At 59.2% G+C, this 24,665-nt stretch carries 20 protein-coding genes and 1 pseudogene; 1 reads left to right on the forward strand and 20 read right to left on the reverse strand.

The window, feature by feature from the left end; all coding sequences use genetic code 11:
- Positions 1–113: 113 nt before the first annotated feature.
- Positions 114–4,973, reverse strand: a pseudogene (locus LZG00_11215) (hypothetical protein).
- 236 nt (positions 4,974–5,209) lie between these two features.
- Between LZG00_11215 and LZG00_11220 the strand changes: the two are divergent.
- Complete coding sequence (locus LZG00_11220) at positions 5,210–5,608, forward strand: hypothetical protein (GenBank protein ID MCF3594569.1); 399 nt, start codon at positions 5,210–5,212, stop codon at positions 5,606–5,608.
- Positions 5,609–5,729: 121 nt separating this feature from the next.
- Here LZG00_11220 and LZG00_11225 read toward each other — a convergent pair whose 3' ends face one another.
- The 19 genes from LZG00_11225 to LZG00_11315 form a co-directional block, all read right to left on the reverse strand.
- The gene (locus LZG00_11225; GenBank protein MCF3594570.1) at positions 5,730–6,131 is read right to left on the reverse strand and encodes a hypothetical protein; all 402 of its coding nucleotides are present in this window, start codon (positions 6,129–6,131) and stop codon (positions 5,730–5,732) included.
- 39 nt (positions 6,132–6,170) lie between these two features.
- Positions 6,171–8,093 carry an alpha/beta fold hydrolase gene (locus tag LZG00_11230; GenBank protein ID MCF3594571.1) on the reverse strand — a complete coding sequence of 641 codons (1,923 nt, stop codon included), beginning with the start codon at positions 8,091–8,093 and terminating at the stop codon, positions 6,171–6,173.
- A 180-nt stretch (positions 8,094–8,273) separates the two neighbouring features.
- Positions 8,274–8,636 carry a hypothetical protein gene (locus LZG00_11235; protein MCF3594572.1) on the reverse strand — a complete coding sequence of 121 codons (363 nt, stop codon included), beginning with the start codon at positions 8,634–8,636 and terminating at the stop codon, positions 8,274–8,276.
- 54 nt (positions 8,637–8,690) lie between these two features.
- Positions 8,691–10,724 (reverse strand): TonB-dependent receptor, encoded by a 2,034-nt coding sequence (locus LZG00_11240; protein MCF3594573.1) that lies wholly within the window; start codon positions 10,722–10,724, stop codon positions 8,691–8,693.
- Positions 10,725–11,004: 280 nt separating this feature from the next.
- The gene (locus LZG00_11245) at positions 11,005–11,907 is read right to left on the reverse strand and encodes an SDR family oxidoreductase (protein ID MCF3594574.1); all 903 of its coding nucleotides are present in this window, start codon (positions 11,905–11,907) and stop codon (positions 11,005–11,007) included.
- Complete coding sequence (gene hutX / locus LZG00_11250; GenBank protein MCF3594575.1) at positions 11,907–12,410, reverse strand: heme utilization cystosolic carrier protein HutX; 504 nt, start codon at positions 12,408–12,410, stop codon at positions 11,907–11,909. Before hutX ends, LZG00_11245 begins: the two co-directional genes overlap by 1 nt.
- A gap of 1 nt (position 12,411) precedes the next feature.
- The gene (gene hutW / locus LZG00_11255) at positions 12,412–13,815 is read right to left on the reverse strand and encodes a heme anaerobic degradation radical SAM methyltransferase ChuW/HutW (protein ID MCF3594576.1); all 1,404 of its coding nucleotides are present in this window, start codon (positions 13,813–13,815) and stop codon (positions 12,412–12,414) included.
- 258 nt (positions 13,816–14,073) lie between these two features.
- Positions 14,074–15,294, reverse strand: a complete 1,221-nt coding sequence (locus LZG00_11260; protein MCF3594577.1) for an NnrS family protein — start codon at positions 15,292–15,294, stop codon at positions 14,074–14,076.
- Positions 15,291–16,040: an ATP-binding cassette domain-containing protein gene (locus tag LZG00_11265; protein MCF3594578.1), complete on the reverse strand. Its 750-nt coding sequence runs from the start codon at positions 16,038–16,040 to the stop codon at positions 15,291–15,293. The genes LZG00_11260 and LZG00_11265 overlap by 4 nt, the downstream gene beginning before the upstream one ends.
- Positions 16,037–16,876, reverse strand: coding sequence for an ABC transporter permease subunit (locus LZG00_11270; GenBank protein MCF3594579.1), 840 nt, complete (start codon positions 16,874–16,876; stop codon positions 16,037–16,039). The genes LZG00_11265 and LZG00_11270 overlap by 4 nt, the downstream gene beginning before the upstream one ends.
- Before the next feature lie 62 nt (positions 16,877–16,938).
- Positions 16,939–17,937 carry an ABC transporter substrate-binding protein gene (locus LZG00_11275; GenBank protein ID MCF3594580.1) on the reverse strand — a complete coding sequence of 333 codons (999 nt, stop codon included), beginning with the start codon at positions 17,935–17,937 and terminating at the stop codon, positions 16,939–16,941.
- 71 nt (positions 17,938–18,008) lie between these two features.
- Positions 18,009–18,422, reverse strand: a complete 414-nt coding sequence (locus tag LZG00_11280; protein ID MCF3594581.1) for a hypothetical protein — start codon at positions 18,420–18,422, stop codon at positions 18,009–18,011.
- A 202-nt stretch (positions 18,423–18,624) separates the two neighbouring features.
- Entirely contained in the window at positions 18,625–20,616 is a 1,992-nt protein-coding gene (locus tag LZG00_11285) for a TonB-dependent receptor (GenBank protein ID MCF3594582.1), read from the reverse strand.
- Positions 20,617–20,944: 328 nt separating this feature from the next.
- Positions 20,945–22,039, reverse strand: coding sequence for a TonB family protein (locus LZG00_11290; GenBank protein ID MCF3594583.1), 1,095 nt, complete (start codon positions 22,037–22,039; stop codon positions 20,945–20,947).
- Between the two features lie 3 nt (positions 22,040–22,042).
- The gene (locus tag LZG00_11295; GenBank protein ID MCF3594584.1) at positions 22,043–22,426 is read right to left on the reverse strand and encodes a biopolymer transporter ExbD; all 384 of its coding nucleotides are present in this window, start codon (positions 22,424–22,426) and stop codon (positions 22,043–22,045) included.
- Positions 22,427–22,429: 3 nt separating this feature from the next.
- Entirely contained in the window at positions 22,430–22,807 is a 378-nt protein-coding gene (locus LZG00_11300; GenBank protein MCF3594585.1) for a biopolymer transporter ExbD, read from the reverse strand.
- Positions 22,808–22,823: 16 nt separating this feature from the next.
- Entirely contained in the window at positions 22,824–23,495 is a 672-nt protein-coding gene (locus LZG00_11305; protein MCF3594586.1) for a MotA/TolQ/ExbB proton channel family protein, read from the reverse strand.
- Between the two features lie 5 nt (positions 23,496–23,500).
- A complete protein-coding gene (locus tag LZG00_11310) occupies positions 23,501–23,875 on the reverse strand; it encodes a VOC family protein (protein ID MCF3594587.1) in 375 nt (124 codons plus the stop codon).
- A gap of 1 nt (position 23,876) precedes the next feature.
- Positions 23,877–24,665 carry a heme ABC transporter ATP-binding protein gene (locus tag LZG00_11315; protein ID MCF3594588.1) on the reverse strand — a complete coding sequence of 263 codons (789 nt, stop codon included), beginning with the start codon at positions 24,663–24,665 and terminating at the stop codon, positions 23,877–23,879.

The following is a 24,665-nucleotide window of genomic DNA, read 5'->3' on the forward strand; positions in this document are numbered from 1 at the left end:
CCGCCGCCCAGATCGTCGTTGCCTTCACCACCAGACAAGACGTCGTCACCGCCACCGCCGCCGAGCGCGTCGTCGCCAGCGCCGCCGTTGACCGTGTCATCGCCCTGACCACCGCCGACGGTATCATCGCCGGCACCGCCGTCGATGCTGTCGTTGCCCAGACCGCCGCCAATGCTGTCGTCACCGCCAGCACCGTCGACCACATCATCACCGGCACCTGCCGCGATGTTGTCGTCACCGTCGCCACCAGTAATGACATCATTGCCATCCTGACCCGAGATGGTGTCACCATAAGGGCTGGTACTGTCCAGAATGTCATCACCGCTTGTGCCGATGATCACGTCCCCAGTGACGTCTGCCCCAACAGTCACCATTGCCGGTGCCAGTTCCTCAAGTGTTCCCTGACCATCGACAAAGCTGACCAGCACCGAGATCTCTGCCGCATCGTCGGCGGCGTCCACATCATAGGTCGCTCCGGTCGCACCTGCGATATCAACCCCGTCACGCTGCCACTGATAGATGAAGGTTCCCAGCCCATTGGCATCTGCAACCGCAGATGTGTCCGCACTCAGCGTCTCGCCGATTTCGGCAGAACCGGTGATCATAACCGCACCCGTCGCCGGTGTGTTCTGGAACGCACCGTTGTTAGTCAGGGTCACGGTTCCGTCGGCATAGCTCTGTGTGAATACCGAACCGTCCCCCTGATAGAAGAACGTCGCCTCGGCAGTACCGTCGCCGTTGACATCGACGGTTATGACACCGTCCTCGGCCTCCACGACCGAAGTCTCGTTCAGACCGGTGATCTGGATTTCATCGTCGGCATCAATACCCGTCAACGTATCGTTATCCAGTTCAGCCGCTGATCCACGAATGGTGTCGACACCTTCATAGTCAAACACCCAGTCCGAACCGGTTCCAGGCATGTAAAGGTCGTTGCCCAACCAACCGAAGAGATGATCATCGCCTTCACCGCCGATAAGCGTGTCATCGACAAGGCCACCTCGGATGGTGTCATTACCACCTCCCCCGTCCAGCCGGACCGCAAGCAGCGCATCATACGGGCCCTCGAGGAATTCACTCCGGCTGTCACGGTCGAGAGAGATTTCGATGGTGCCGTTGTCATTCGGCCCTGCCACCATTTCGAACCGCCCATCGAATTCATCAACGTAGAAATGGCTGTCGAAAGTGCCGTCACCGTCTTCATCAATACGGACTGTCGCATACCCGAGCGGATAGTCATCGTTGTCATAGTAGCTGTCGTCATCAACCTCCTGCTCGATTTCTACAACGGCATCCTGACCAAGATCCGTGATCATGATCAGGTCAAACAGACTCATCCCTTCGATTTCGTCTTCATGCAGCCCTGCAGCAGATCCGCTGACGGTGTCATTGCCTTCGCTCAGGAAGATATCGTCAGCCTGACCACCCGGCAGCAACAGGTCGTTGCCAGCGCCGTCATATAGGGTGTCCCTACCGGTGCCGCCCTGCAGGATATCGTTACCATCACCACCGCGAAGAAGATCATTGTCTTCGCCGCCTACCAGCGAGTCGTTGCCAGCACCGCCATCGAGCGTGTCATTATCATCGCCCCCGATCAGGGTGTCACTGCCCCCAAAGCCAAGCAGTTCGTCGTTTCCGTCCATACCGTCAATCTGGTCATTGCCGCTGGTACCCAGGGCATAGTTGTCGGCATTGCTGGTGAGGGACCTGTCGATTTGCAGAACCGCCGATGTGCCGTCCGCGCTGCGGACCTCGCCAAGGATGCCGTTACTGCCATAAAGCTCGAACGAAGCGTCGATCTCGCCATCACCGTCGAGATCAATCTCGACCACGTCTTCAAGATCGTTATGGGTGATGACGGAATCGGCTGTCAGACCCGAAAGTTCAATCCGGTCATCATCGTTGAACGAGTCGATCTGATCGCCATCCAACTCGTCCACGCTGCCCTGAACGACATCGTCACCGTTACCCAGATTGACCCGGTCGTTGCCGGTGCCCGAGTTGACGGTGTCGTTGCCATCGCCGGCCATCAGGGTGTCATCGCCATCGCCACCTGACAGCATATCGTTGTCTTCGCCACCTTCAATGTAGTCATCTCCGGCACCACCGTTCAGAACATCGTTGTCATCTCCACCATAAAGGGCGTCGTTGCCATCTCCGCCATCCAGAACGTCGGCCCCGTCTTCACCACTGAGCCAGTCGTTGCCGTCGCCACCCATGACCGTGTCGTCACCAAACCCGGCTTCGACATTGTCATTGCCGCCCATCGCGTCGATGGTATCTGCCTGATCCGTGCCTTCGACATCATAGTCAGACAAATCGCTCGTGGCGATCGGATCAGCGACCAGAGATACGGTGGTTCCGTCCAGTGTGGCCATCATGTTTTGGTCGGAATAGACCGTAAAGCGCGCATCCACGGTGCCGTCACCATCAACATCGATGGTCACTTCGCTGTTTTCGCGATCGTGGGTCACAACCGAATCTGCGGACAACCCAGTGATCTGGATTTCGTCGCCGCGATTAAACCAGTTGATCGTGTCACCGTTCAGATCGTCAGCAGATCCGCTGAACAGATCGTCACCGCTGCCACCATCCAGTGTATCGCGCCCAGCGCCCCCCATCAGGGTGTCGTCGCCATTTTCACCATAAAGCATATCTCTGCCGCTTCCACCCGACAGCATATCATGGTTGTCGCCACCGTAGATGGTGTCATTGCCGTCACCGCCGGTCAGGGTGTCGTTACCGCTGTCGCCATCAAGCCGGTCGTTGCCGTCACCGCCGTCGACCTCATCGTTACCGTCGCCGCCGGAAATGTTGTCATTGCCATCACCGCCGCTCAAGGTATCGTTGCCGCTTTCACCATAGAGCTGGTCAGACCCGTCTCCGCCGGAAATGTCGTCATCGCCATCGCCGCCGTCAATCGCATCGTCTCCGCCCATGGCATCGATCACGTCGTCACCATTGGTGCCTTCAACGTACTCGTCTTCGTCGCTGGTCAGGCTCCGATCGACCATCAGGGTCACCGTGGTACCATCAGCCCCGAGAGTCGCGCCAAGATTGCCTTGATCGGTGCTTACCATGAAGGAGGCATCGACCGTGCCGTCGCCATCGCTGTCGATGTTGACCATTCCGGTTTCACGGTCATGGGTCACAACCGAATCCGCGGACAGGCCCGTTATGACGATCTTGTCCTGATCCTCGACATAAGTGATCTCGTCACCGTCCAGATCTGCGGCCGACCCCATATAAGTGTCCGCGCCGGAGCCACCATCGAGGGTGTCTTCGCCAGCACCGCCCATCAGGGTGTCTTCGCCACTGGAACCGCTCAGGTAGTCATCACCGGCACCACCCGACATATTGTCATCGCCATTGTTGCCATAGAGCGTGTCATCACCGGCATCGCCCGACAGCATATCATCGCCATTGCCGCCATAGAGCGTGTCGTCTCCAGCACCGCCCGACGCAGTATCATCCCCGTCGCCGCCAGTGAGAGTGTCGTTGCCATCGCCACCGTTCAGGACATCATCTCCGCTACCACCGTCAGCATAGTCGTTACCGACACCGCCGCTCAGAACATCGTCACCTTCACCGCCATAGAGTTCGTCATTGCCTTCACCGCCGTCTACGGTGTCATCACCCTCTTCTGCATAGATGTCATCATTCCCACCCATGCCGTCGAAAGTATCGTCAGCATCTGTGCCAACAACATAGTCGTTGTTCTCGCTGGTCAGGGTGCGGTCGATTTTCAGCGTGATGGTGGTACCGTCAAGGGTTGGTGCCAGTATGCCATCCGCTTGTGCGGTAAAGCTGTAATCCACGGTTCCATCGCCATCGCTGTCGATTTCGACCAGCCCGGTCGAAGAATCGTATGTCACCACGGCATCTGCAGACATGCCCGTGATGTGGATCTCATCATCGTCATCCATGCCCTGAATCAGATCTCCGTCCAGCTCTGAAGCCGACCCCATGAAGACGTTAGCGCCGTTATAGTCGCTCATCTGATCGACACCGGCTCCACCCATCAGGGTGTCATCGCCAGACCCGCCATTAAGGTAGTCATCACCGGCACCGCCCGACAGCATATCGTCGCCATTTTCGGCATAGAGACTGTCATCGCCATCGCCGCCGTTCAGTGCGTCATCGCCTTCGCCGCCGTAAAGAACATCGGCTCCGGCATCGCCATTCAACACATCGTCGCCGTTGTCGCCGTATAGACTGTCGTTGCCAGCACCGCCATTCAGACTGTCATCGCCATCGCCGCCTGCGAGATAATCATCATCGTCGCCACCGTTCAGAACATCATCGCCGTCGCCGCCGTAAAGAGCGTCGAATCCGGCACTGCCATCCAGGCTGTCATCGCCGCCGAGGCCATACATGGTATCATTGCCTGCCAATCCGTCGAGGGTATCATTACCCTCGTCACCCCGGACATTGTAATCATCGCCTGTTGTCGTGATGCTGGAGTCTGCCGTCAGAACGCCGGTCGATGTGCCGTCAAAAGCATAGGAAAAATGCTGAATCCCGTCGCCATAGAGAGCGAAACTGTAGTCGACTGTGCCGTCCCCGTCCACATCGACAGTGGTTGAAACCCCGGACCTTTCGACGACCGATGCCGCCGTTAGGCCGGTAATTTCAAGGCGATCGTCCTCATCAAGATAAAAAATGGTGCTACCGTCCAATTCGCTCGCGCTTCCGCGCACCACATCTGCACCGTTGCCGACACTCACATATCCGCCACCGACGCCGGGCAACAACAGATCGTCGCCGTCGCCGCCATAAATATAGTCATAACCCGAACCACCATTGAGGGTATCGTTGCCTTGATTCCCATAAAGGGTGTCGCTGCCGTCCTCGCCCGTGATCAGGTCGTTGCCAAAGGTTCCCTCAAGGGAATCATCACCTGCGGTACCTGGTATGTTGGCTTGCTTAATGAGGCTCGGTGCAATTCTGCCGGTTTCAATATCTTTAGCCATGGGGGTTCTCCAAAAATGAGGTTCCGCTCAAAGGTGTATGATTAATTAGGACCTGCTTAACGAAACCGACTGTGAAAAAACGGCGCAATTGCCGGGAATGGAATGACGCGCGAAAAATGGCCTGCGCGAGGCGAAGATTAGTCAAGGTATATCCTTACGTCAATAAACTTTAAAATTGCCCGTCGGCATTTTCTCGTTGACAAGTGGCTATATTTTGTTGGCGTTTGTGAAAACAAATGTTGCAGTTTTACTACATCGAATCACAAAATACCGCTGCTTTTGTGGTCAAAATAAGATGCAAAAAGCACAAATTACCTGTCCAACATTGCAGCACGGCAGAGCGCAACAACAGCCATAAAGCCCCTGATTGGCAGCATTTTTTCACGGGACAATCGATCATCGCCGGTTCGGGCATCTGCGCAACTTCTGCACTGACCGAATGGTTAGCGGATAGCGGCTTCATCAAGCGCGAAATACTTGGGAAGATAAAGTTTCAGGCGCTTGGGAAGGGCACAAGAGCCCGCAACTTGTCCGAAAAGAAACGTCTCAACAACGCCCGCGCGGGGTGGATTGGCTACACAGCAGACGGTGTGGCCCCTGAGAAAAGGCACCATCTGCAATTGCGACTCTCTTAGCAAGAGGCCGAAATAAAGCTCACCCTGATTCAAGAAGATCAGGCATAGGTGTTGGTGAACGTTCCCCTTTCAGAAGGGATCGGCAGGCATGAAGGGCCAGCGTTGCAAGGTTGGAGCCTGTTCAGGATTTGATCGCCTGCCCGATATGCCGCCAGGCCACGACAGAGATGAGCGCCCAAACACCGGCACGCAATGACATCGCGCCGACGGTGCGCATCTCATAAGCCCCGCCTTGCAATACGTGTGTGCCGAATGCCAGGAAGACCAGAACCGTAGCGCCAAAAATCCCTGTTGAGAGCCAAAGCGCCCAGCGACGCCCAAGAAACAGCCCGATACCCGCGAGAACATAGGCAAATCCGGCCAAGGTATTGAACCAGAGCACAAAAGGCACGGCGTTGCCGACTGCTGCGCGCGCTTCGACGCCGCCAAACAGCGCCCGCCCGCCCGAAAACACGGTGAGCACGCCAAACAAGAGCGCCACAGCGGCAGCTATCAGCAGACCGGTTTTTCGATGTGTAGCCATTGTCCCATCCTGTGTTTCGGCGCCGGGGCGCGCGCGCTTCTATTTTTGCATCACATACGTGCCGGGGGCATCGGCGAGCACCCTGTAGCCAGAGTCGACATTTCCCATCTCTGGCGGCGAGGTCGGCTTGCCAGAATGCGCGTCCAACCATGCAACCCAGGCCTCCCACCACGATCCGTCCTGAATCTCGGTTTCGGCCGCCCAGGTTTCCGGATCGACATAGCGGTCCATTGCACGCTTGGAATTGATTTGAAACGAGCGGTGCTGGTGGCCCGGTTCCGAGACAATACCCGCGTTATGACCGCCGCTTGTCAGCACGAAGGTTACATCGGTATCGCTGAAGGCGTGTATCTTGAAGACCGAATGCCACGGCGCGACGTGATCTTTCAGCGTCCCGACCGCAAATACAGGCGCGCGAATATCGGTGATCGCGACCGGGCGTTCGTCAACCTCAAAGCGCCCTTCAGTAAGATCGTTGTTGAGGTAGAGCTTGTGCAGATATTCCGAGTGCATTGCATAAGGCATCCGTGTGCCGTCCGCATTCCATGCCATGAGATCGAACATCGGTTCACGTTCCCCCATCAAGTATTCCCGGACTGCACGCGACCATACCAGATCATTGGAGCGCAGCATCTGGAAGGCCCCGCCCATCTGGGTGGTATCGAGATAACCCTGTTTCCACATGACACTGTCAAGAAAGGCAAGCTGGCTTTCGTTGATGAACAATTGCAGCTCGCCCGCCTCGCTGAAATCGACCTGACTGGCCAACAACGTCAAAGTGGCAAAGGGATCATCCTCGCCCCGTGCAATTGCTGCGGCAGCAATGGCCAGAAGGGTGCCCCCGAGACAATAGCCCATCGCGTGGACCTTCTGGTTCGGCACAATCGTCTGAACGGCTTCAAGCGCCGACATCACACCCAGTTGACGATAATCGTCCATCGTAAGATCGCGATCGTCTTCATCCGGGTTTTTCCACGAGATCATGAAGACGGTGTAGCCTTGTGCCACAAGATACCGCACCAGCGAATTTGTCTGCGAGAGATCAAGAATGTAGTATTTCATGATCCACGCCGGAACGATCATGATCGGCTCGGGGCGGGTCGTCTCGGTGGTCGGCGTGTATTGGATAAGCTCGATCAGGCGATTGCGATAAATCACCTTGCCGGGTGTCAGAGCGACCTTCTTGCCTGGCTGAAACTCCTCTACCCCTTTGGGGGATTCCCCGGTCATCGCGTTTCGGGCATCTTCAAGGAAATACTGCATGCCCCGGATCAGGTTCTGCCCCGCCTCCTCGCGCGTCTTGCGCAGGATTTCAGGATTGGTGGGCAGAAAGTTCGACGGAGAATACATGTCGAGCATCTGACGTGTCAGGAATTGCAATTCGCGCTCATGCTGAGCCGTAACGCCGGGAACATCGGTAACGGCGATATGCCACCATTGTTGTTGCAGCAAGAACCCCTGATAGATCATGTTGAACGGCATGTTTCTCCATGCGTCGTCGCTGAAACGACTGTCTTGCGGCAATGGATCGATACAGGGCTTGGCTTCGCCCGGCGTGTCCGCACAATGCCCCGCAAAACGTGCCTGACGGCGGATCTTGTCGACGGCTTTCTCAACCAGCTGCAACTGCTTGCCCGGTGCTACGGCAATGTGCGTCGCCCAATCAAACCATGCTCCCATCAGCGCTGCAGGCGACAAGCCATGTGTAAAACGCGAAATTTCGCTTTGGGCAGTGCGGTCCATCACTTCATGGATTGATGTGGCGGGGCTGTCAGCTCGTGGTTTCTGGCCCGTTGGGCGTTTCAACTTGGCCCGTGACGAGGAGGTGGGCGCGTCTTCCTGAACGGCACTGACCAGCGAAAGCTTCTTGTCGGCGCCACCCTTTGTTGCCGCATTTCCTGACCGCTGGCGTTTGCTGACCTCTTGCAATGGGGATGTCCGGTTCTTGTCATTTCGATCCATGACTTCTTTCCTTTGCTGAAAATCCGACGGGCTGGTTACCCATCAAATTGGTGAGCAGACACAGATATGCAAGCGCATTCACCTGCGCCTTATTGTCTTAGGGGCAGGCACGACTCCAGAAAGATGCGATCGACATGTATCGTTCTCACGACGAACGATCTGCAGGTCCGACAGCGCACGCTATTGGTCGGTAATGACTTGCTGCGACGATCGTGTGCAGTAGACCGTTGCATTCGCTTCTGCCTTTGGCGAACAGGTCGCTTGATCGGCAAGAGGATGGATGTCGAAACTGCCATCGTTGGCGAGTTCCACCCGGTATCTGTGTGTTTCCTCTTCCGGGCTGGCACCATGTTCGAACGGCGTCAGGCGCAGGCTGGTTTCGCCACATTGCGAGACGACAATATCAATCCCCGCGCCGGCGAGTATACCAGCGAGGGTTTCACTGGTCTCCTGACAATCGACGAGGTTATCGGTTTCCACCAAAGTCAGGCGGTGTTCGCCATCGGTTGCAAGCGTAAGAATGAGAAGGGCTATTTCGATCATCTGCTGTCGACTCCGGGTAAGAAAAAGGAGCGGCCTAAGCCGCCCCCATAAAGATCAGAACTTGGTGGTCAGAAAGACACTGATATTGCGCTTGGCCCCGGCGTATTGCCCGTAAGGCTGATAGGATTTGTTGAGGATATTGCCGACCTCGAAGCTTACCGTAGCGTTCTCGCTGAGGTTGACGTTTCCGCGCAGGTTCAACGTGGCATAAGCGGCTGCGGTTCCGCCCGCAGGCACTACCCCGGTGCTATCGCGATAGACGGCCTTGGATTCACCCTTTACGAATAGATCCCAGTTCCCGTCCAGCGCGCCGCGCGACCAGTCCTTGCGCACCCCCAATGTGCCGCCCCAGGCCGGTGTACCGGTGTCCGAGGTCGAGAACCCATTGGCGTAGGTGTAACTGCGGTTGGTATAGCTTGCACTGACATAGGGGCGCAGCTCCATTGCAGTGATCGGGGCAAATTCAGCGGCCAGCTCAGCCCCCCAAGTCCGGGCCGAAGCCACGTTCTGATATTGGAACACGCTGGGTATCGCCGTCGGCAATGAGGCGACATAATTCTCGGCATCGGTATAAAACAGCGTCGCATCGAGCATCACCGCGCGATCAAGTCGTGCGCCGATTTCATAGGTGGTCGAGGTTTCCGGCAGGAGATTGGGGTTGCCCATGATCAGACCGGCCCCACCCGCCGTGGTTTCCAGGAACAACTCGCCCAGAGTGGGATAGTTGTAGCCCTGACTGATGTTACCGCGCAGCGTGAGGTCCTCGGCCGGTTTATAGACCAGCCCGACAGACCCCAAGATCCGGTCATCGGAATTCGAGGCCAGCGGGTGCGCCACACCGTTTTCCGTGAAGTTATGAAGGTCACTACTGACGTGATAGTATCGCGCCCCGACTGTGCCGATCAGGTTATCGCTGAATTTGACTTCGTGCTGCGCAAACACCGAAGTTGTCTTGATCGACGCATCGGTCAAGCGCACCGTGGGCGTAGCTGGCGGGCCAAAGGGCATTGTCGTCAGAGAGAATTTGTTCGCCGTTTGACGATCATCTTCAAATTCGACCCCTACCACGGTACGGTGATTGGGCGAGAATTGCAGCTCTGCCGTCACGCGCGCGCCTGAGGTAATCTGCTCATCAACGCTGTCGGATTGTATGTTCATGAACATGCCGGGACCCATCGCAATCGCGAGCAGGTTGTTGAATTGCCGGTCCACTGTTTGCGTGTAGACATCCGCCTTGAGACTGGTGAGCCAAGGCGTGAGGTTGGTACCCTCGTAAAACAGCCCGATCTTCTGAAGGTCACGCTTTGGCAGGTCGATGAAGAAATTCGGATCACCCGTATAGACCTCGGCGGACATGTCATAATCCTGCGCCCGCAGACCGAAGTAATGGTTCCCTGAGCGATAGCCCATGTGCAACAAAATGCCCTTGTCGGTGCGGCCAGATCGCGCCAGCACGCCGGTAGGCGTATTCACGTTGCCATGTTCGGATTTCGAATAGGACAGGCGATAGTCGAGATTACCCATCTGACCGGCCAGCGCGACCGAGGCGCGATAGCCCTCGGTCGCCGAAAAATACCCGGTGCTGGTGGTCACCTCAATCGGCTTGTCTGCACCGCGCTTGGTGATGATGTTGACGACACCGCCAATGGCACGGTTGCCCGACACGACCGAAGACGGGCCGCGCACCACTTCAATCCGCTCGATGCTGAACGGATCAATCAGGATCGGGGTGCCATATCCGGTGTGATCGGTCAGTTTCTGGCCGTCGATCATGATCGCCACCCGTCGCGAACTTTCACCGCGGATGGTGATGCGCTGATCGCCGCTTTCAGTGATCGAGACACCGGGGATTTCAGCAAGAATCGTGGCCACCGATGATGGCGGCACGCGCTTGATGCTTTCTTCGCCCAGCACGTTGACCGAGGCGGGGTTGTCCCTGACCTGTGTCGGCAAACCGGTGCCGACAAGAACGATTTCGTCAAGTACGGTGGCTTCTCCGTTGTCTTGGGCAACGGCTTGGCTGGCAATTGCCGAGGCGGCCAGGGCCAAGGCAGACGCATGGGCGGGGTAAAATTTACGGCGTTTCATGTTCAACTCCAGTGCCACACGCCATCACGGGCCATCACAACGGGACGACCCTCACAGCGAGCGTGTATAAATTTCGGGATTGCCTGGCGTTTTGCTGGGTCTGCGGCCTGCGCGACTGAGTTTGATCATGCCGACGCGGGCGCTTGTCTCTGGTTAGCCGATTCGCTGCCGGATTCCATCAGCACGGAGCATTATCCGACAGATTTTGTCACCATTAGTGGCCCTGATGCACCGTTTACACGAAACTATTTATGGCGGACTGTGCTGCCACGGTGGAAACTCACTCTGGCAAGACAGCTTGCGGTTGCGTTTTTTCGTTTTCCAGAATCGAGCGATAGCCAGATTGCCAATCCGCATGGCGCAGCGAAAATCCGGGCAGCGCCAACAAGCGATCATTTCGCAAGCGGCGGTTCTCGGCATAGAACCCGGCAGCACCGGGCGGAAGATTGGCCGCGTCATACGCAACGCTCTGCGGGCACGGCAGGTCCAGCATTTCAGCCAGTCCAAACAGGATGTCCGATGCCGGACACGGCGCACCATCAGCCAGATTGGTCAGCCGCAGACCATTCGGATGTTGCATGGCAGCAAGACATGCCCCCGCAATATCGTCGCGATGTATGCGATTGAAAAACTGCCCCGGTTTGATGATCGCCTTGGCGGTGTCGGAGCGAACCCTTGCCAGAACATTCCGGTCCGGGCCGTAGATGCCCGCAACACGCATGATGTCCATAGCGCACAGGTTCCTTGCCGCCGCAGCCTGCCACTGAACCTCGGCGGCCAAGCGGCCTTTCGCATCCGCGCTCATCGGGGCAACAGGACGGGTTTCGTCTATCCAGTCACCGCCGCAATCACCGTAGACCGCGGTGGAGGACAGATAACCGATCCACCGAAGGTTCGGCGCCTTGTTCAATGCCGGGGCCAGCAACGCATGACCAGGGCAGCCGTCCCAGGCCGGAGGGGTAGATATTAGCAGATCAGTAACCCCGTTCAGCGTGTCCGTCGGCAAGGGAGCACCGTTGAGCGCGATGGCGCAAATGCCGCGCGCTTCAAATTCGGCAACACGCTCGGGATTGCGCACGGTGCCGCTGACCTTCATGCCAGCATCCAGCGCCATATCGGCCACGGCCTGCGCCGAATAGCCAAGCCCGATGCAGAAGAGATGCCTCTCACTCAGCCCAACCATCACGCGGTCTTTGCGGACAAAAGCCGCTCCTCCAGAGCATCGAACGCCTCGATCTGCGCCGGGATCAGCTGTCGCTCGGCGTCGCGGCCAAGATAGATCTTGAACATGCAGTTGCCATCCTTGCCGTAGAACTGAACCGAGCGCGTTTCCATCGAAAAGAGCTTGCGTCGCACAAAGGCAACCCGGCCGCAGGCCGCCACATTGAGATGGCCGCAGATCGGCTTTTCATTGAGGTTATACATGTCGCCCGCAAGCTGGCCCTTGCCCATTTCGGACTTCACCTCAAGGATCACCGGCCCGGTGTTGACGATGAAGGTGATCTCACCCCATGCGGAAATGTCATCGAGCGTTTGCGCCATAACGTCGCCGGGCAGATGGGTGGCCTCACCCTCCGGCAGTGCTTCGAGCACCTCGAGTGGGGTGCATCCAGCGGCGCGCGCGATATCTTCCAATGCGGCGGTCGGGTTGTCGGCCAGGGCCAGGGTCAGGGTCGTATCGGTCATGTCAGTCTCCTAGGTTGGGGTGCTGGCCAAGCCAGCCAAGTAGCCGCCCGGTCATGGCAACCTGCCAGAACCGCCCAGCGCGCGTGAGGTTATGATACCGGTGTTCGGACACGAACAATCCGGCGCGATGCCATTGTGCCAGAAGCGGCCCGGCAAATTCGCTGAAGGACACGGCACCATCGCCCGCTGTTGCGGCGACCGCGCGGTCCACCGCCAAGGAGTCAAGCCGTCCTCGCTCCATGCCGGATTTGATCGCGTTGAACACCGGGGCCGCAGGGCTTTGCCGCATCATGCCAGGGGTCAGGCAGTCGGAACTGCCTGCGCGGGCGTGGAAATCCGCCAGATTGGACGTGATGCGATAGTTGTGTTGTCCCAGAAACCCACCTGCCCCGGCCCCGAAGGCCAGACAATCGGCTCCGGTCTTGACCGCAACGTTGTAGACATTGCGCTCGCGCAGGCTGCCCTGCCAATGGGTGGTGGAAATCGCACGCCAGCCCTCTTGCTCGGCGGCCTCTTCGCCACTGGAAAAGAACGCGCCAAGCTCGACCTGGCTCGACGGTTGCAGCTTGCCCTTTTCTACGGCTGTCATCAGGGGGGTGCCAGCGATCAGATTGAGCGAGTAAAGGTCCAACCCGTCAAGCCCCAGCTGGGCGCAGAGGCGCACGTCGTCGGCCAGATCCTCGACGCGCTGATGCGGCAATCCATAGATCAGGTCGACAACGATCGCGCCCCGATCCAGCGCCACCAGATGTTCCAGTGTCCGAATGATCTCCTGCCGATTGGCACGGCGGCCAAGAGGTTTGCGGATGCGTTCGGAAAAGCTCTGAATGCCAAGCGAAATGCGCGTGACGCCCGCATCAAAAGCGGCGCGCGCCTTTTCCTGGCCAAACGACAAGACCCGTCCCTCCAGCGTAATCTCGCAATCCGGCGTCAGCGGCAAATAGCGCCGCAAGGCGGTGATCAACCGCGCAAGGTCGGGCGCGGCAAGCGCCGTGGGTGTGCCCCCGCCCAGATAGATCGCCTGCAGCGGCGGCCCCTCGATGGCCGGTTGACGGGCGAAGGCTTGGAGCTGGGCAATCACCGCATCGACGAACGGCCCGCCTGAATCCTTGCGCCAGGCATTCTGATAGAACCCACAGAAAAGGCAGTGGTTTTCGCAGAACGGCACATGCACATAGGCCACCGCCCGGTTGCTGCGCGGGGTTTGGTGGATTTGGCTCCAAAGCCCCCCGACCTCGGTCTCGGGCACTGGTGCCATACCGGCAAAGGGGTGCACGGCGCGCTTGCCCGGGAATGCGTCAGACAACGGATTGGACGTGACTTTGGCATAAAAGTTTTCGAGCGGCGGCCTGTCTGCTGCGGGTGACATGTCGGGGCGGCGGGGAGCAATGCGCGCTTCACCCATGACTGCATCCGATCATGCCGACAGGCACATCCCTATGCGTCTCGGATAACGACGCCCCCGATAAATTGAAGATGCAAAGCCACATTACGCCATTTCCTTTCGACAACCTAAAAGAGGTTGAGCGTGATCGGACCTGGCGTTTAGCTGAGGGATCAGCGCAGGGTGTCCCTGCTTGCTCAAAAGAGAGCATTAACGGGCATTGGCGCGCAAACCTTGATCGAAATCAATTTCCGACAATAAAAGTCGGAAATAAGGATATCATCCTCGCTCGTCAGTATCTCCTGCGCCGGACAAGGCAGGCCAATAGGTATGCAGCAAGAGCAGGAAAGACCCGGCCCAAAGCACGGCTGCGATCCCATGGAGCGGACCGGGCACGTCAATACCCATATCCGGCAGCACCCGCAGCATGACCGAACCGACAAGGACCAAAGCACCGATCCGGGTGCGGCGCGACAGGCCGAGCGGGCGGTTCGTGTGCATCAAACCGACAATGCTGAAGATCGTATAGACGCCAAGCCCGAGCCCCCCCATGAAGGCGATATGCAGCCCCGTGACCTCGGGCCAGGGCGCATCCAACCGGGCCGCCCCGGCCATCATCAGACCAATCCCCGCAAGCGCGCTGGACCCGGCCAGCATCATGATTTCGGCCCGTGCGGCCTCGCGGCCGATGAAGGCCTCGGACACCCGGTCCATGAACGCTGCCCCGGCTGCGATAATCAAATAGCCCGACACCGCCGGGCTCAGCCCCACGGCATCGCCGACCATCGCGACAAGGACCAGTCCCGGCGCCAAGTGCATCCGCCCCGGATGGGGCCGATAGGGCGAAGTTCGTTCGCTAGGATCGAGAACAAGATTTGTCACCGGCACCGTGACCCGGGTCAGGGTGAGCCCCAGCAGCCCGAGGAAGGCAAAACCGGCAAGGTGAATTGCCTTTGTCGCAAGTTCGATGTGACCGAGAATGAAACCGACCCGCCCCACCGCGACACAGCCGCCCAAAATGCTTCCCCAGAAGGCAAATACGATCAGCCGGTCGCTGCGGCGTTGCCAGGACAGCCACAGCACCCAGACAATCAGCGCCGCCATCCAGGAAAAATCCACCAATGCGCCCACTGCGCTCAACCCGTCCCAGCCCAAAAGACCGACAAGCCGACCTATCCCCCACAGCCCCGCCAGCGCCCAGAGCACCCGGCCACGAGGTGGTTGGGTATCGGTCCATTCCGGCGCGGCGGTGGTCAAAAACCCGATCAGCGCGGCCCCGAAAGCCCCCACAATCATCTCGTGCGCGTGCCAGAGCGCCGGCGGCACGGTGCGCGCCAGCGGCAGGTCGAACCCCCAGGCCAGCACCCATAGCAAGGGAAACAGCGCCGCATAGGTCGCGGCCAGCGGGATGAACAGCCGGAAGCCCTCGTCCCCAAGTACACCGATCAGGGTTGTCGGAAGGCGCCGTTTGGCATTGTCACAGGCGTGGCTACAGCTCATGCGATCTGCCTTTCATCAACATCATGGATATGGCGAAAGATCGGGTCCTGGCGCATCCCCTGCTGAACCCAGTCGCTCACCTCGGCCTCGCTGCGCTCGCGCGGTGGCGTCGCCAGTGACCGGTCACCCAGAATGCCGCTGCCACGGGTATCGAGCACGGCGATACGGTGGGCGATACGTGCAGCCTCGAACAGGTCATGTGTGATGAACAGACCCGAAAGCTTGCCATCGGCACAGGTTTCGATCACCAGATCCTGCATCCGCCGCCGCAGCGCCACGTCGAGCGCGGTAAATGGCTCGTCAAAGAAGATGAAATCGGGCCGCACCGCCAGGGCACGGGCAATCGCCACCCTCTGCCGCATCCCGCCGGACAGTTCGACCGGATATTTCGCAAGGTCTTCGTCCAGGAGGGCAACCTGAGCCATGGCCTCGGCGATCCGGCTGCGCCTTTCGGCCCTTGAATGCCCCGCCAGTTTCAGCACGTAGTCAATATTCCCCTCGGTCGTCTTCCACGGCATCAGTGCCGGGTCCTGGAAGATCATCGCTTGGCGGGTATAGGACCGTTCGATCCGCCCCGAACGCGGATCGGTCAACCCGGCAGCAATATGCGCCAACGTCGATTTTCCCGAGCCGGACGGGCCAACAAGCGCCACGATCTCGCCCCGCTGAACATCGAGATTGATTTCATCGAGGATCGTTCTGCCAAGAAAGGCGTGACCGATCCGGCTCATGCGCAGCACGCTCATCGTTTGACCCCCCATGGCTGGGCCGCGTGGCGCCAGCGGTCGACCTCGGCCTTGACCGGCTGAACCAGCGTGTATTCCACGACGATCAACAAGATCACCGCAATCGTCACCCAGGCCAGCGCCTCGGCAATGTCGAGATTGATCCGCGCCAGGGCCAGCGCACCACCGATCCCGCCCGCATTGGCCAGAAGCTCGGCCATGACCGCAACCTTGAAGGAGGTCCCCAGCGCAAGCGTCAGCGCCGGAAAAAGCGTGGTCGTGGTCTGGCGCAACCCAACGCTCAGAAAACGGCGCAGCCATCCTGCGCCAAAGGCACGGGCCATATCATCAAGCAACCGGTCACGGGTGGTGATGCCACGCGCCGCCCCCATGAAGACCACAGGCAATGCCGAGACAAGGATCACGGTGCGCACCGTTGCATCGGACCCGCCAAACCAGATCATTGCCAACACGATCCACGCAATCGGCGGCACCCCCATGAGCACTGTGATCAGTGGCGCGGCAATGCGCATAGTTGCCGGGGAGTAGCCCGCCACCACACCAATCGCAACACCGGCCCCGGCCACCATAAAGAACCCGGTGATCGCCCGTTGCAGCGTCAGCGCCCCGATCGCCCAAGCCTCGGGATCGACGACCAGAGCAGCGATTGCACGGATGGTTTCGACCGGTGACGTCAAGATGAAGGGGCCATAGGCCTCGTGCCCGGCTTGCCAGACGGCAGCCAACAGGCAAAGGGCAGCAACCCCGGCCCAACCGGACCAGAGAAATTCGAGGACCCTGCCCGCCCGATCAACGAGTCTGGAAAGGATAGGATGAGGTTTGGGTCGGTCGGTCATGGTCTGGCGCCTTGCTGGATCATGTGGGCCGCCCGTCGGGCGACCTCACCTTGCCTTCGTTCTCAGAGATAGAACCCGTCATCCGGCATTTTCCCGCCGAGATTCTTGAAATCCGGTGCGCCCATGGCGTTCAGCATCCGCTCCACATCGGCGCGGGCTTCGGAAGCAGATCGCGCCACAAGGTTCGAACTGGCTATCGACGCCGCCAGAAGCGGGGCCGGCATCCCCAGGTTTTGCGAGGCCAACTCCAGCGAAGCCCCCTTGGGATCACCCACCACCTCGGCGGTGGCCTTTTCGATCACCGACTGGATTGCGGGCAGCGCATCCCCACTTTGATCAAGGAAGCTCTGGGTCACAGCAAGCCCGGCCTGAGGAACGACCGGCGCGGCGCCCGTCATGTCGCCAAAGGCCTGCTGCAGGTCAATCGCCCGGCGAAGCCCCTTGCCCGCCTGTTTGGCCATGGCTATCCCCGCGCTACTGGCCGGTTCGGCGGTTAGCGCGGCATCTACCCGCCCCGCCATCAGCAGCTGCATCGCCTCGATCGGCGTGCCGACATAGGAGATCTTCAGATCCGTTTCGGAGTCCAGCCCGTGATGGTGCAGCAACTGGCCAAAGATGATCTCGGGCACGTCATAGCGGAAAGGCACGGCCACATGGCGCCCCTTCAGATCGGCGATCGTCTTGATCTCGGTGTTGCCCGTAAGGATATACAAAAGCCCGTCGGTCATCACATTGACAAGTTTGATTGGAAAACCCTTGTTATAAAGCCGCGCGGCGGCCTGGACCGGCACCACCGACAGCTGCATGCGCCCTGATGTCAGCCCGGCACGCAGTTCATCCGGGGTGCGCCAGGCGTTCATTGTCGTCTCATTCGCGATGTCGCCAAACATATTACGCGCGACGGCATGGCTCAGGGTGATCGACGGACCTGCGGGCGGACCCCAGAGCGCCAAGGTCTCCAGCTTGGACGCGGCGCGCAGTGGCAAAGGCGCGCCAAGCACTACGGCACTTGCAGCAGCACCCAGCATGACATTGCGGCGTGTGACGGTATTTAGTGACATCTTGTGTCTCCTTGGTGTCTGCCCGGCCTTTTCTGCCGGCCTGGGCATTGATGTTTATATGTCCCAGACAATTACCCAGGCGTCTTTTTGTTGGTTCGGGGCGTTGGGCGTAAGATTTCTCCAATGGCCGAGCCGGTCACCACAGCCAGAGCCACCGGAACCGCATAGAGCAGCAAGGCACCCGCCCATCCCAGTTCGGACATCGGCAGGAAGCCACGCTCGCTCCCAAGCCATGCATGCAGGGCGACCATCGCCAACAGGGCCAGTGGCCAAAGCAGCAGACGCAAGCCCGTGCGCGCCAGAAGTGCTGACAACAGAACCGGAACAAGCCAGATCAGGCCCCAGCCCATGGCCAGCATCGCCAGCCCGCCGCCGGTCACCAGCGCCGTGTAACGCGGATCGAAGGGAAAAAGACCTCCGCGCCATGTGGCGATGGCACCGGCCAGCGTCAGCAGGACCAACAGCATCAGAAGATGGAGCAACATTGTTTTTATTTTGCGCATGACTTTGCTCTGTCCCGGTTATCTGCCAGCCCCGTGGCCTAGCTGGCAGCGACCGGAACGGCCCCTGCCAGTGTCACGCGGAAGCATTTTACTGTTGAGTATTTCAATGCAAACTCCTCATCTTGTCGCTGCCCCGGCCAAGTGCGCCACCTGTTGCGCGGCTGGGTTATTAAGTCGTCTCGGCTCAGAACCGCATCGTGGCCTTGATCCACACACTGCGGCCCGGAGCCATCGGGTTGAACAGGGACGGGTCGCTGATGTCGGAACGCTCGATCAGCGGCACATAGTCTCTGTCGAGGACGTTATCGACGCCGAAACTGACCGCCAGATTGGGCTTGGGATTCCAGGTGGCCTCAAGGTCGAGCACCGAATAGCCGCCAGAACCGTTGCCATCGACGCCCGATCCCGTGGCCATGGAACTGTCTAGCCGGTTTTGTTTGGCGACAAGGCGCAGCTTACTCTGCACCGACCACTGGTTTTTCGACCAACCCAGCTTCAGCGCTGCCTCGGCCGCCGGTATCTGCCCGATCGGACGGTTGTCGGTCAGGTTCTTGCCATGGGTCAGCCACATGTCAGCCCCGGCCCATAAGCCGTTGTTGAAATCGTATTTCGCCGATGCTTCCAACCCAGTAATGAAGGCATCCACGTTGCGAAAGATGTTCGCACCATCAGAACGGGCAACACCGGCCTGCCCCCGCGCACGATCCCACAGGATGAAATCCCCGACATGATCGCCATAAACGCGCCCGGCCAGTGTCCAGGGACCAACCTTGCGACCTGCGCCCAGTTCGATCATCAGGTGCTTTTCAGGTTTCAATGTCGGATTGCCGATCCATGTATTGAAGACCGAAGGCGCAACCGGTGGCGTGAACGAGGTGAAATACCGCTCGAACGGGCTGGCGGTTCGGGTTTTGTATGACATCGCAGCAAAATACTGGCCCTTGCCTGGCCCCTGCATGTCCTGCTCATACCGCAAATATGCGCTCGGATTGACCTCGCAGGCCGATCCGTCACCGGCATAGCCATAAGTCGCCATGAACATCTGGCGCGGGGTCGGTGTTGCTCCGCCGCCGGTGACAAGCCCGGTGCGGTCGATGCCGCCCAACGAGGCTTCCACGAAATCGAACCGAAGCCCGGCTTTGACCCGCCGATCCTGCGCCAGCGCCCAGACCCCGTCACCGGTGACTGACACGGAGGAAACCTCGGCGTCAGCAAAGTTCGGTGATTGCGCCGCCAACGCGGGGCCCTGGTAGCGGGTGCCATCGCGTCGATCGAGTGCGTATTCCAAGCCAAGTGTCCATTGGAACGGCTTGCCGCCGCCTTCCAGCGCCAAACGCGCATTGGCGGTTTCGCGTTTCAAACGCACCTCGGTCGGCGGAGCGGCAACGGTGCGATAGGTGAAGTTGTCGTTGACCCGCGTAAATTCATTCCAATTGGCATTGAAGGTCAGCGCCCTGAGTCCGGGCCGGTCCAGAACCAGCTTGCCAGCCACTTCATAGCGGTCGAGGTCAAACTGCCGCGTATCGGCCGAGGCACCGGCATACCGGATTTCATCGCGGCGCATCTGCTTGATGTCAAAACTCAGAAACGACCCGTTGTCGGCAAGGTATCCCGCCCCGATCCCATAGGTCAGCCGGTCGCTGGAATTGTCGACGATTGCGCCGCTCGGCGCGGTGTATGCCCCGACATTCTCGCCATAGACCTGCCCGCGGAAAAACAACCGCTTGTGTCGCGAGGATACCGAAAGAAACGCTTCGCCCCGCCCGCAGGCGTCGTTGTAGCCTGCACCGACCATGCCATGCGTGCCCTCCATCGGCACCGGCGGTGGAGACATGGCAAGCGGCACCAGAGTGCCTGCGGGACCACCGTACCACTGCAGGCACTCGGTCGTGTCATCGCGCTTGAGGTTGCGTCCATGGTCGCCACCCGCCGGGTCATAGATCGGCTGCGCCGCAGGCATCTTGCTGGCCATATTCTTAGCCATCTGCGCTTGCATCTTCTTCATTTTCATCTGCTTGCGCTGCTGCGGCGTCAAGGTCTGGGCCATCTTTGTCTCACCCGCGTCGGACTTCTTTTGCTCGGCCATCGCTGGCGTTGCCTGCATCAGGGCAAATGATGCAAGCCCGCTGACCAAGATGCCCTTCAGCGCGAATTTTCTCTTTGATGACACACTCATTCAGGCTCTCCATTTCCCTTTAGCCCGCTATCTTGGGGCTTATCTCTGTCTGAAGATCGGGGTGCCTGGCTGTGTGCGTCTTGCTGGGATTAAACCGAAACTGTTTGTCGTCGTATTCGGTTGGCTGAGCAAAAACTTTGATCTTGATCAAATTAGTCGGAATTATCCTGACTAAAACTGTAATAAATAGCAAATATGCATTACCTTGAAATCGCCCCTAGTTAGCGATTTTGACTTGGGCGATTGCATTCGCATGATCGCAAACCTCACGCGCAGACCAAAAGGGCACGGTTTTTTCACCTTCCAGAAGGTGCAACAGGCCCAAAGCTCATCTTGATTTCACCGGCAACTGAAATGTGTGCCTCTGAATACCCAGTTTCCTGGGTGCTGCCGGAAAGCGACCCGCGTTGCGAACTGCGCCAACAGCCAGCTTATCGAGCTTGGCATTGCCCGAGGATTTTGCCAGTCGCACACCAAGCAGAGACCCGTTGCCCGAAACCGTGATTGTGACCAACGCCGTGCCACGTCCGACCCCACGTGGCGCGCGACGCGCAATTCGCGAGCGAATCTGGCTGCCCCATTGGGCCATCAGAGATTGTTTCTTCGACTTGGACAACGTGGCCGTTTGCGATTTCCTATTGTTGCCCTTGGCGGCACCGCCACCGCTGCCTTTGGCGAGCCGTGCCTGCGAATTTTTGCTCGCTTGCGAAGATCTATTGGCGGTAACAGGCTTGGTGGACTGGCTTTTGTTTTGGCTTTTGGAAACCGCGCGTTGCTTGGGTTTCGCGGCTGGCTTCGGCTTGGAAGCGACCTGCGCTTCCAGCTCGGCAGGCCGCAGTTGCGGGCGCACACTATGCGTGACCGCGCCTTTTTCCTGCGGAAGTCTCTCGGGACTGGTTCGCTCCAGGCTGGGCAAGGCCGGCGCCGAGGGTGCGGAAACCAGCGGTGGCGGCACAATGGCTGAGTGATCCGGCACAGCCATTTCGCCCGTCGACGGTTGCGACGGCGGTGTTGGTGGCGAAATGCTGGGTTGGGCCATCATCTGTGGCACCTGCGCCATCAGTTTCGGTGCCCTTTGCTGATAGTCGGGAACCGTAGGAGAATCCATCGACGGCATGGCCTCGATGGTGGGGGCATCCATGCGCTGCACCTGCTCGACCTGTGGTTCGTGCAAAACCGGCGGTTCAGCAGCAGCCGTTTCAGGCGTATTCATCACCACTTCGGTTTCCACAGACAGTTCGGGCACATTTTCCCAGCTTTCGACCATCTGCGCCACGCTTGCCGTAGACGCCTTGATCGACAACAGCGATTCTCCCTGCGCACCGGCCCCTTCCAGCCCTTCAATCTGGCGCGGTGACAAGACCGCGATATGCGCGGCAATGGCAACTGCGACGAAACCGGTGATCTCGAAAAAAACACGCATTGCCTATCTCCGCATAGCCGACACAAGCTTGACCCGGTGCACCCCATAGGTTGCCAGTTTGGGTAGCAAGGCCGCGATCTGACCGGCTTCGACGTCCTTGTCAGCCCGGATCATCAATGCTTCGTTCTCACCGAATTCTCCGAGCCCTTCGAAAACGGCTTCGCCTCTCAAATCGCCATATGCCAACTCGCCTTCGGCCGAAACATAGAGGATGCGATCTCCATCCGCCGGGGCTTTGGCGCTCGACTCTGGCGGGTTGACCTCGAACGGTTCCGGCGGGGTGATCTGCGCAGTCATCAGGAAGAAAATCAAAAGCAGGAAGACCACATTGATCATCGGCACGACGCTTTCGCGTCTGGGGTGTTTTGCGGGGCGCGGCAGGTCCATTGACTACTCCACCAGAACCAGAGTTTCGTAACCGGCCTTTCCAAGAGCCTCCATCACCTCGACCACGCGCTGAAGATCGGCCTTGTCCCTGGCGCGCAGGATGATGGCGTCGGTATGCGACAGCATCATTGCCCCCAGTTCCGGCAGCAGATCCTCCATCGCCTTGTCGACGCCATTCAGTTGCACACCGTCCGGCAGCACGTCGATCAACCGCGGGGGGCCCTGATAGGGTTTGTCCGAGGCCGCACTGATCGGAAGGTCGATGACCACGTCCTGACCAAAGCGCGAAGCCAGCATGAAGAACACCAACAGCAGAAAGACCACGTCAATCATCGGTGTCAGGCTGGGCTTGCGCCGTGCGGTTGTGGGGCCAAGGTTCATGGATATTCTCTCTGGCTTACTCGGCAGCCGCCGCCAAGTGGGCTGGCCTCTCTTTCGGCTTGCGCGTCAGCACGCGGGTGATGGCGTCTTCCATGTCGCCCTGCGCCCGGTCGGCCACGCTTTCAAACCAGGCCAGCGCGACACCCGCCGGGATTGCCACGGCCATGCCTGCAGCGGTGGTCAGAAGTGCTTCCCAGATCCCACCGGCAAGGGCGGCAGGATCGGCGCGCGACCCGGCTTCCTGAAGGGTCTGGAACGCGGTGATCATGCCCAGAACGGTGCCAAGCAGGCCCAGAAGGGGCGCAATCGTTGCAATCAGATCCAGCGCCCGCAATCCGGACCGCGCCCGCAGCAACTGGTTCTTGGCAACGCGCTGAATCTCCTCGCGCGCCTCGCTATCGGTGAACTCTGGGTTGGTGCGGGCGTCCATCGCAGTGCGCACCACCACGGCCCTGATCGAACCGCGCTTGGCGACGATATCGCGGGCCGCAGATATATCTCCGTCCTCCCATCTGCAAACAGCCTTCTCGGATTGTCGCCCGGCCCACGCCCCCATCAAGACAAGCCGCCAGACTTTCCACAGGATCAGCGCCAAGGTGAGCACAGACAACGCGGCAATCGCCCAGATCGCCGGGCCACCCTTAATCAGAAACTCCTGAACCTCGGTCCAGCGTGCAACAATATCCATCACTCTCATTCCTCAGGAAAACTGTGCCCATCGGGCAATTCATCAGTGCTCATACCGAACTTGAGCAGGTTGCCGTGCGGGTCATGCAAATAGAATTCGGTCATGCCCCAGGCACGGCTGACGATCTTGGACAAACGCGGAGCACCACGAGCAGCCAGTGCCGCATGCACATCCAGAATACCGCCGCCACGAATGTAGCAACTGGTTTCAGAGCACACCTCGGGGCGAGTGGTCCGGGAATAGTGCAGCTCGATCCCGTAACCGCGCAAAATGGCATAGTCATTCCACTCTTCGACATCAAAACCCAGCGTTTGAGCATAGTCGCGCGTCGCCGCGATATCAGGAGACAGCAGGATCGGTATGGCCATCAGATCGCTCATGCTATTGCGCCGCCATTCGAGCCGCATGCGGCAGTATGTACGTGCCCTTGGACGGGGCCGAATTGACCCGCACGTCGCAGCGATAGGCGCGGCTCAGCAGGTCATCGCGCAACACCAATTCCGGCGCGCCCTGGCAAAGGACATGGCCTTCGGCAATCAACGCCACGCTGTCTGCAAACATCGAGGTGAGGTTCAGATCATGCATCACCGCCACAACCCCGCCCCCGGCGTCGGCGTAATCGCGGGCGATCTGCATCACCTGAAGCTGGTGACCGATATCAAGTGCCGACACAGGTTCATCCAGAAACAGCCAACGCGGCTCACCATCTTCGAGCGCAGTCCAGACCTGGGCCAGAACACGGGCCAGTTGCACACGCTGTTGCTCGCCCCCCGACAGTTCCTGATAGAAGCGACCTTCAAACCCGTTCAGCCCCACCCGGTACAGCGCCTGACCGATCAACCCATTCGTTTCCGCCGATCTGGCGCGGCTCAAACCAAGCCGCACCACCTCGACCACGGTGAAGGGGAAGGCAAGCGGCGTGGCTTGGGGCAGCACGGCGCGGATCGCCGCCAGGTTCCATGGTTTGGCCGTCGCGATATCGTGGCCATTCAGCGTAACCGTCCCACTGTAGTCGGACTCGCCGGTCAGGGCGCGCAGAAGTGTCGTCTTGCCCGACCCGTTCGGCCCGACAATAGCTGTCACCTCACCGGACTGCGCGGTGAGATTGACCGCGTGCAGGATCTCGCGCGCCCCATATGAGATGGTGATCTGTTCAGCGTTCAACTGCAT

Source organism: Rhodobacteraceae bacterium LMO-JJ12 (genome assembly GCA_021555075.1).
In the GTDB taxonomy this organism is placed as follows: Bacteria; Pseudomonadota; Alphaproteobacteria; order Rhodobacterales; family Rhodobacteraceae; genus JAKGBX01.

What these genes read in the sequence shown, in the direction of transcription:
- LZG00_11280 (MCF3594581.1), bottom strand. Translation starts at nt 18,422, where the DNA reads ATGTTGCTCCATCTTCTGATGCTGTTGGTCCTGCTGACGCTGGCCGGT.
- LZG00_11275 (MCF3594580.1), bottom strand. Translation starts at nt 17,937, where the DNA reads ATGTCACTAAATACCGTCACACGCCGCAATGTCATGCTGGGTGCTGCT.
- LZG00_11265 (MCF3594578.1), bottom strand. Translation starts at nt 16,040, where the DNA reads ATGAGCGTGCTGCGCATGAGCCGGATCGGTCACGCCTTTCTTGGCAGA.
- LZG00_11290 (MCF3594583.1), bottom strand. Translation starts at nt 22,039, where the DNA reads ATGCGTGTTTTTTTCGAGATCACCGGTTTCGTCGCAGTTGCCATTGCC.
- LZG00_11285 (MCF3594582.1), bottom strand. Translation starts at nt 20,616, where the DNA reads ATGAGTGTGTCATCAAAGAGAAAATTCGCGCTGAAGGGCATCTTGGTC.
- LZG00_11240 (MCF3594573.1), bottom strand. Translation starts at nt 10,724, where the DNA reads ATGAAACGCCGTAAATTTTACCCCGCCCATGCGTCTGCCTTGGCCCTG.
- LZG00_11295 (MCF3594584.1), bottom strand. Translation starts at nt 22,426, where the DNA reads ATGGACCTGCCGCGCCCCGCAAAACACCCCAGACGCGAAAGCGTCGTG.
- LZG00_11300 (MCF3594585.1), bottom strand. Translation starts at nt 22,807, where the DNA reads ATGAACCTTGGCCCCACAACCGCACGGCGCAAGCCCAGCCTGACACCG.
- LZG00_11305 (MCF3594586.1), bottom strand. Translation starts at nt 23,495, where the DNA reads ATGGATATTGTTGCACGCTGGACCGAGGTTCAGGAGTTTCTGATTAAG.
- LZG00_11220 (MCF3594569.1), top strand. Translation starts at nt 5,210, where the DNA reads ATGTTGCAGTTTTACTACATCGAATCACAAAATACCGCTGCTTTTGTG.
- LZG00_11235 (MCF3594572.1), bottom strand. Translation starts at nt 8,636, where the DNA reads ATGATCGAAATAGCCCTTCTCATTCTTACGCTTGCAACCGATGGCGAA.
- LZG00_11260 (MCF3594577.1), bottom strand. Translation starts at nt 15,294, where the DNA reads ATGAGCTGTAGCCACGCCTGTGACAATGCCAAACGGCGCCTTCCGACA.
- LZG00_11315 (MCF3594588.1), bottom strand. Translation starts at nt 24,665, where the DNA reads ATGCAGTTGAACGCTGAACAGATCACCATCTCATATGGGGCGCGCGAG.
- hutW (MCF3594576.1), bottom strand. Translation starts at nt 13,815, where the DNA reads ATGGGTGAAGCGCGCATTGCTCCCCGCCGCCCCGACATGTCACCCGCA.
- LZG00_11225 (MCF3594570.1), bottom strand. Translation starts at nt 6,131, where the DNA reads ATGGCTACACATCGAAAAACCGGTCTGCTGATAGCTGCCGCTGTGGCG.
- LZG00_11310 (MCF3594587.1), bottom strand. Translation starts at nt 23,875, where the DNA reads ATGAGCGATCTGATGGCCATACCGATCCTGCTGTCTCCTGATATCGCG.
- LZG00_11230 (MCF3594571.1), bottom strand. Translation starts at nt 8,093, where the DNA reads ATGGATCGAAATGACAAGAACCGGACATCCCCATTGCAAGAGGTCAGC.
- LZG00_11245 (MCF3594574.1), bottom strand. Translation starts at nt 11,907, where the DNA reads ATGGTTGGGCTGAGTGAGAGGCATCTCTTCTGCATCGGGCTTGGCTAT.
- hutX (MCF3594575.1), bottom strand. Translation starts at nt 12,410, where the DNA reads ATGACCGATACGACCCTGACCCTGGCCCTGGCCGACAACCCGACCGCC.
- LZG00_11270 (MCF3594579.1), bottom strand. Translation starts at nt 16,876, where the DNA reads ATGACCGACCGACCCAAACCTCATCCTATCCTTTCCAGACTCGTTGAT.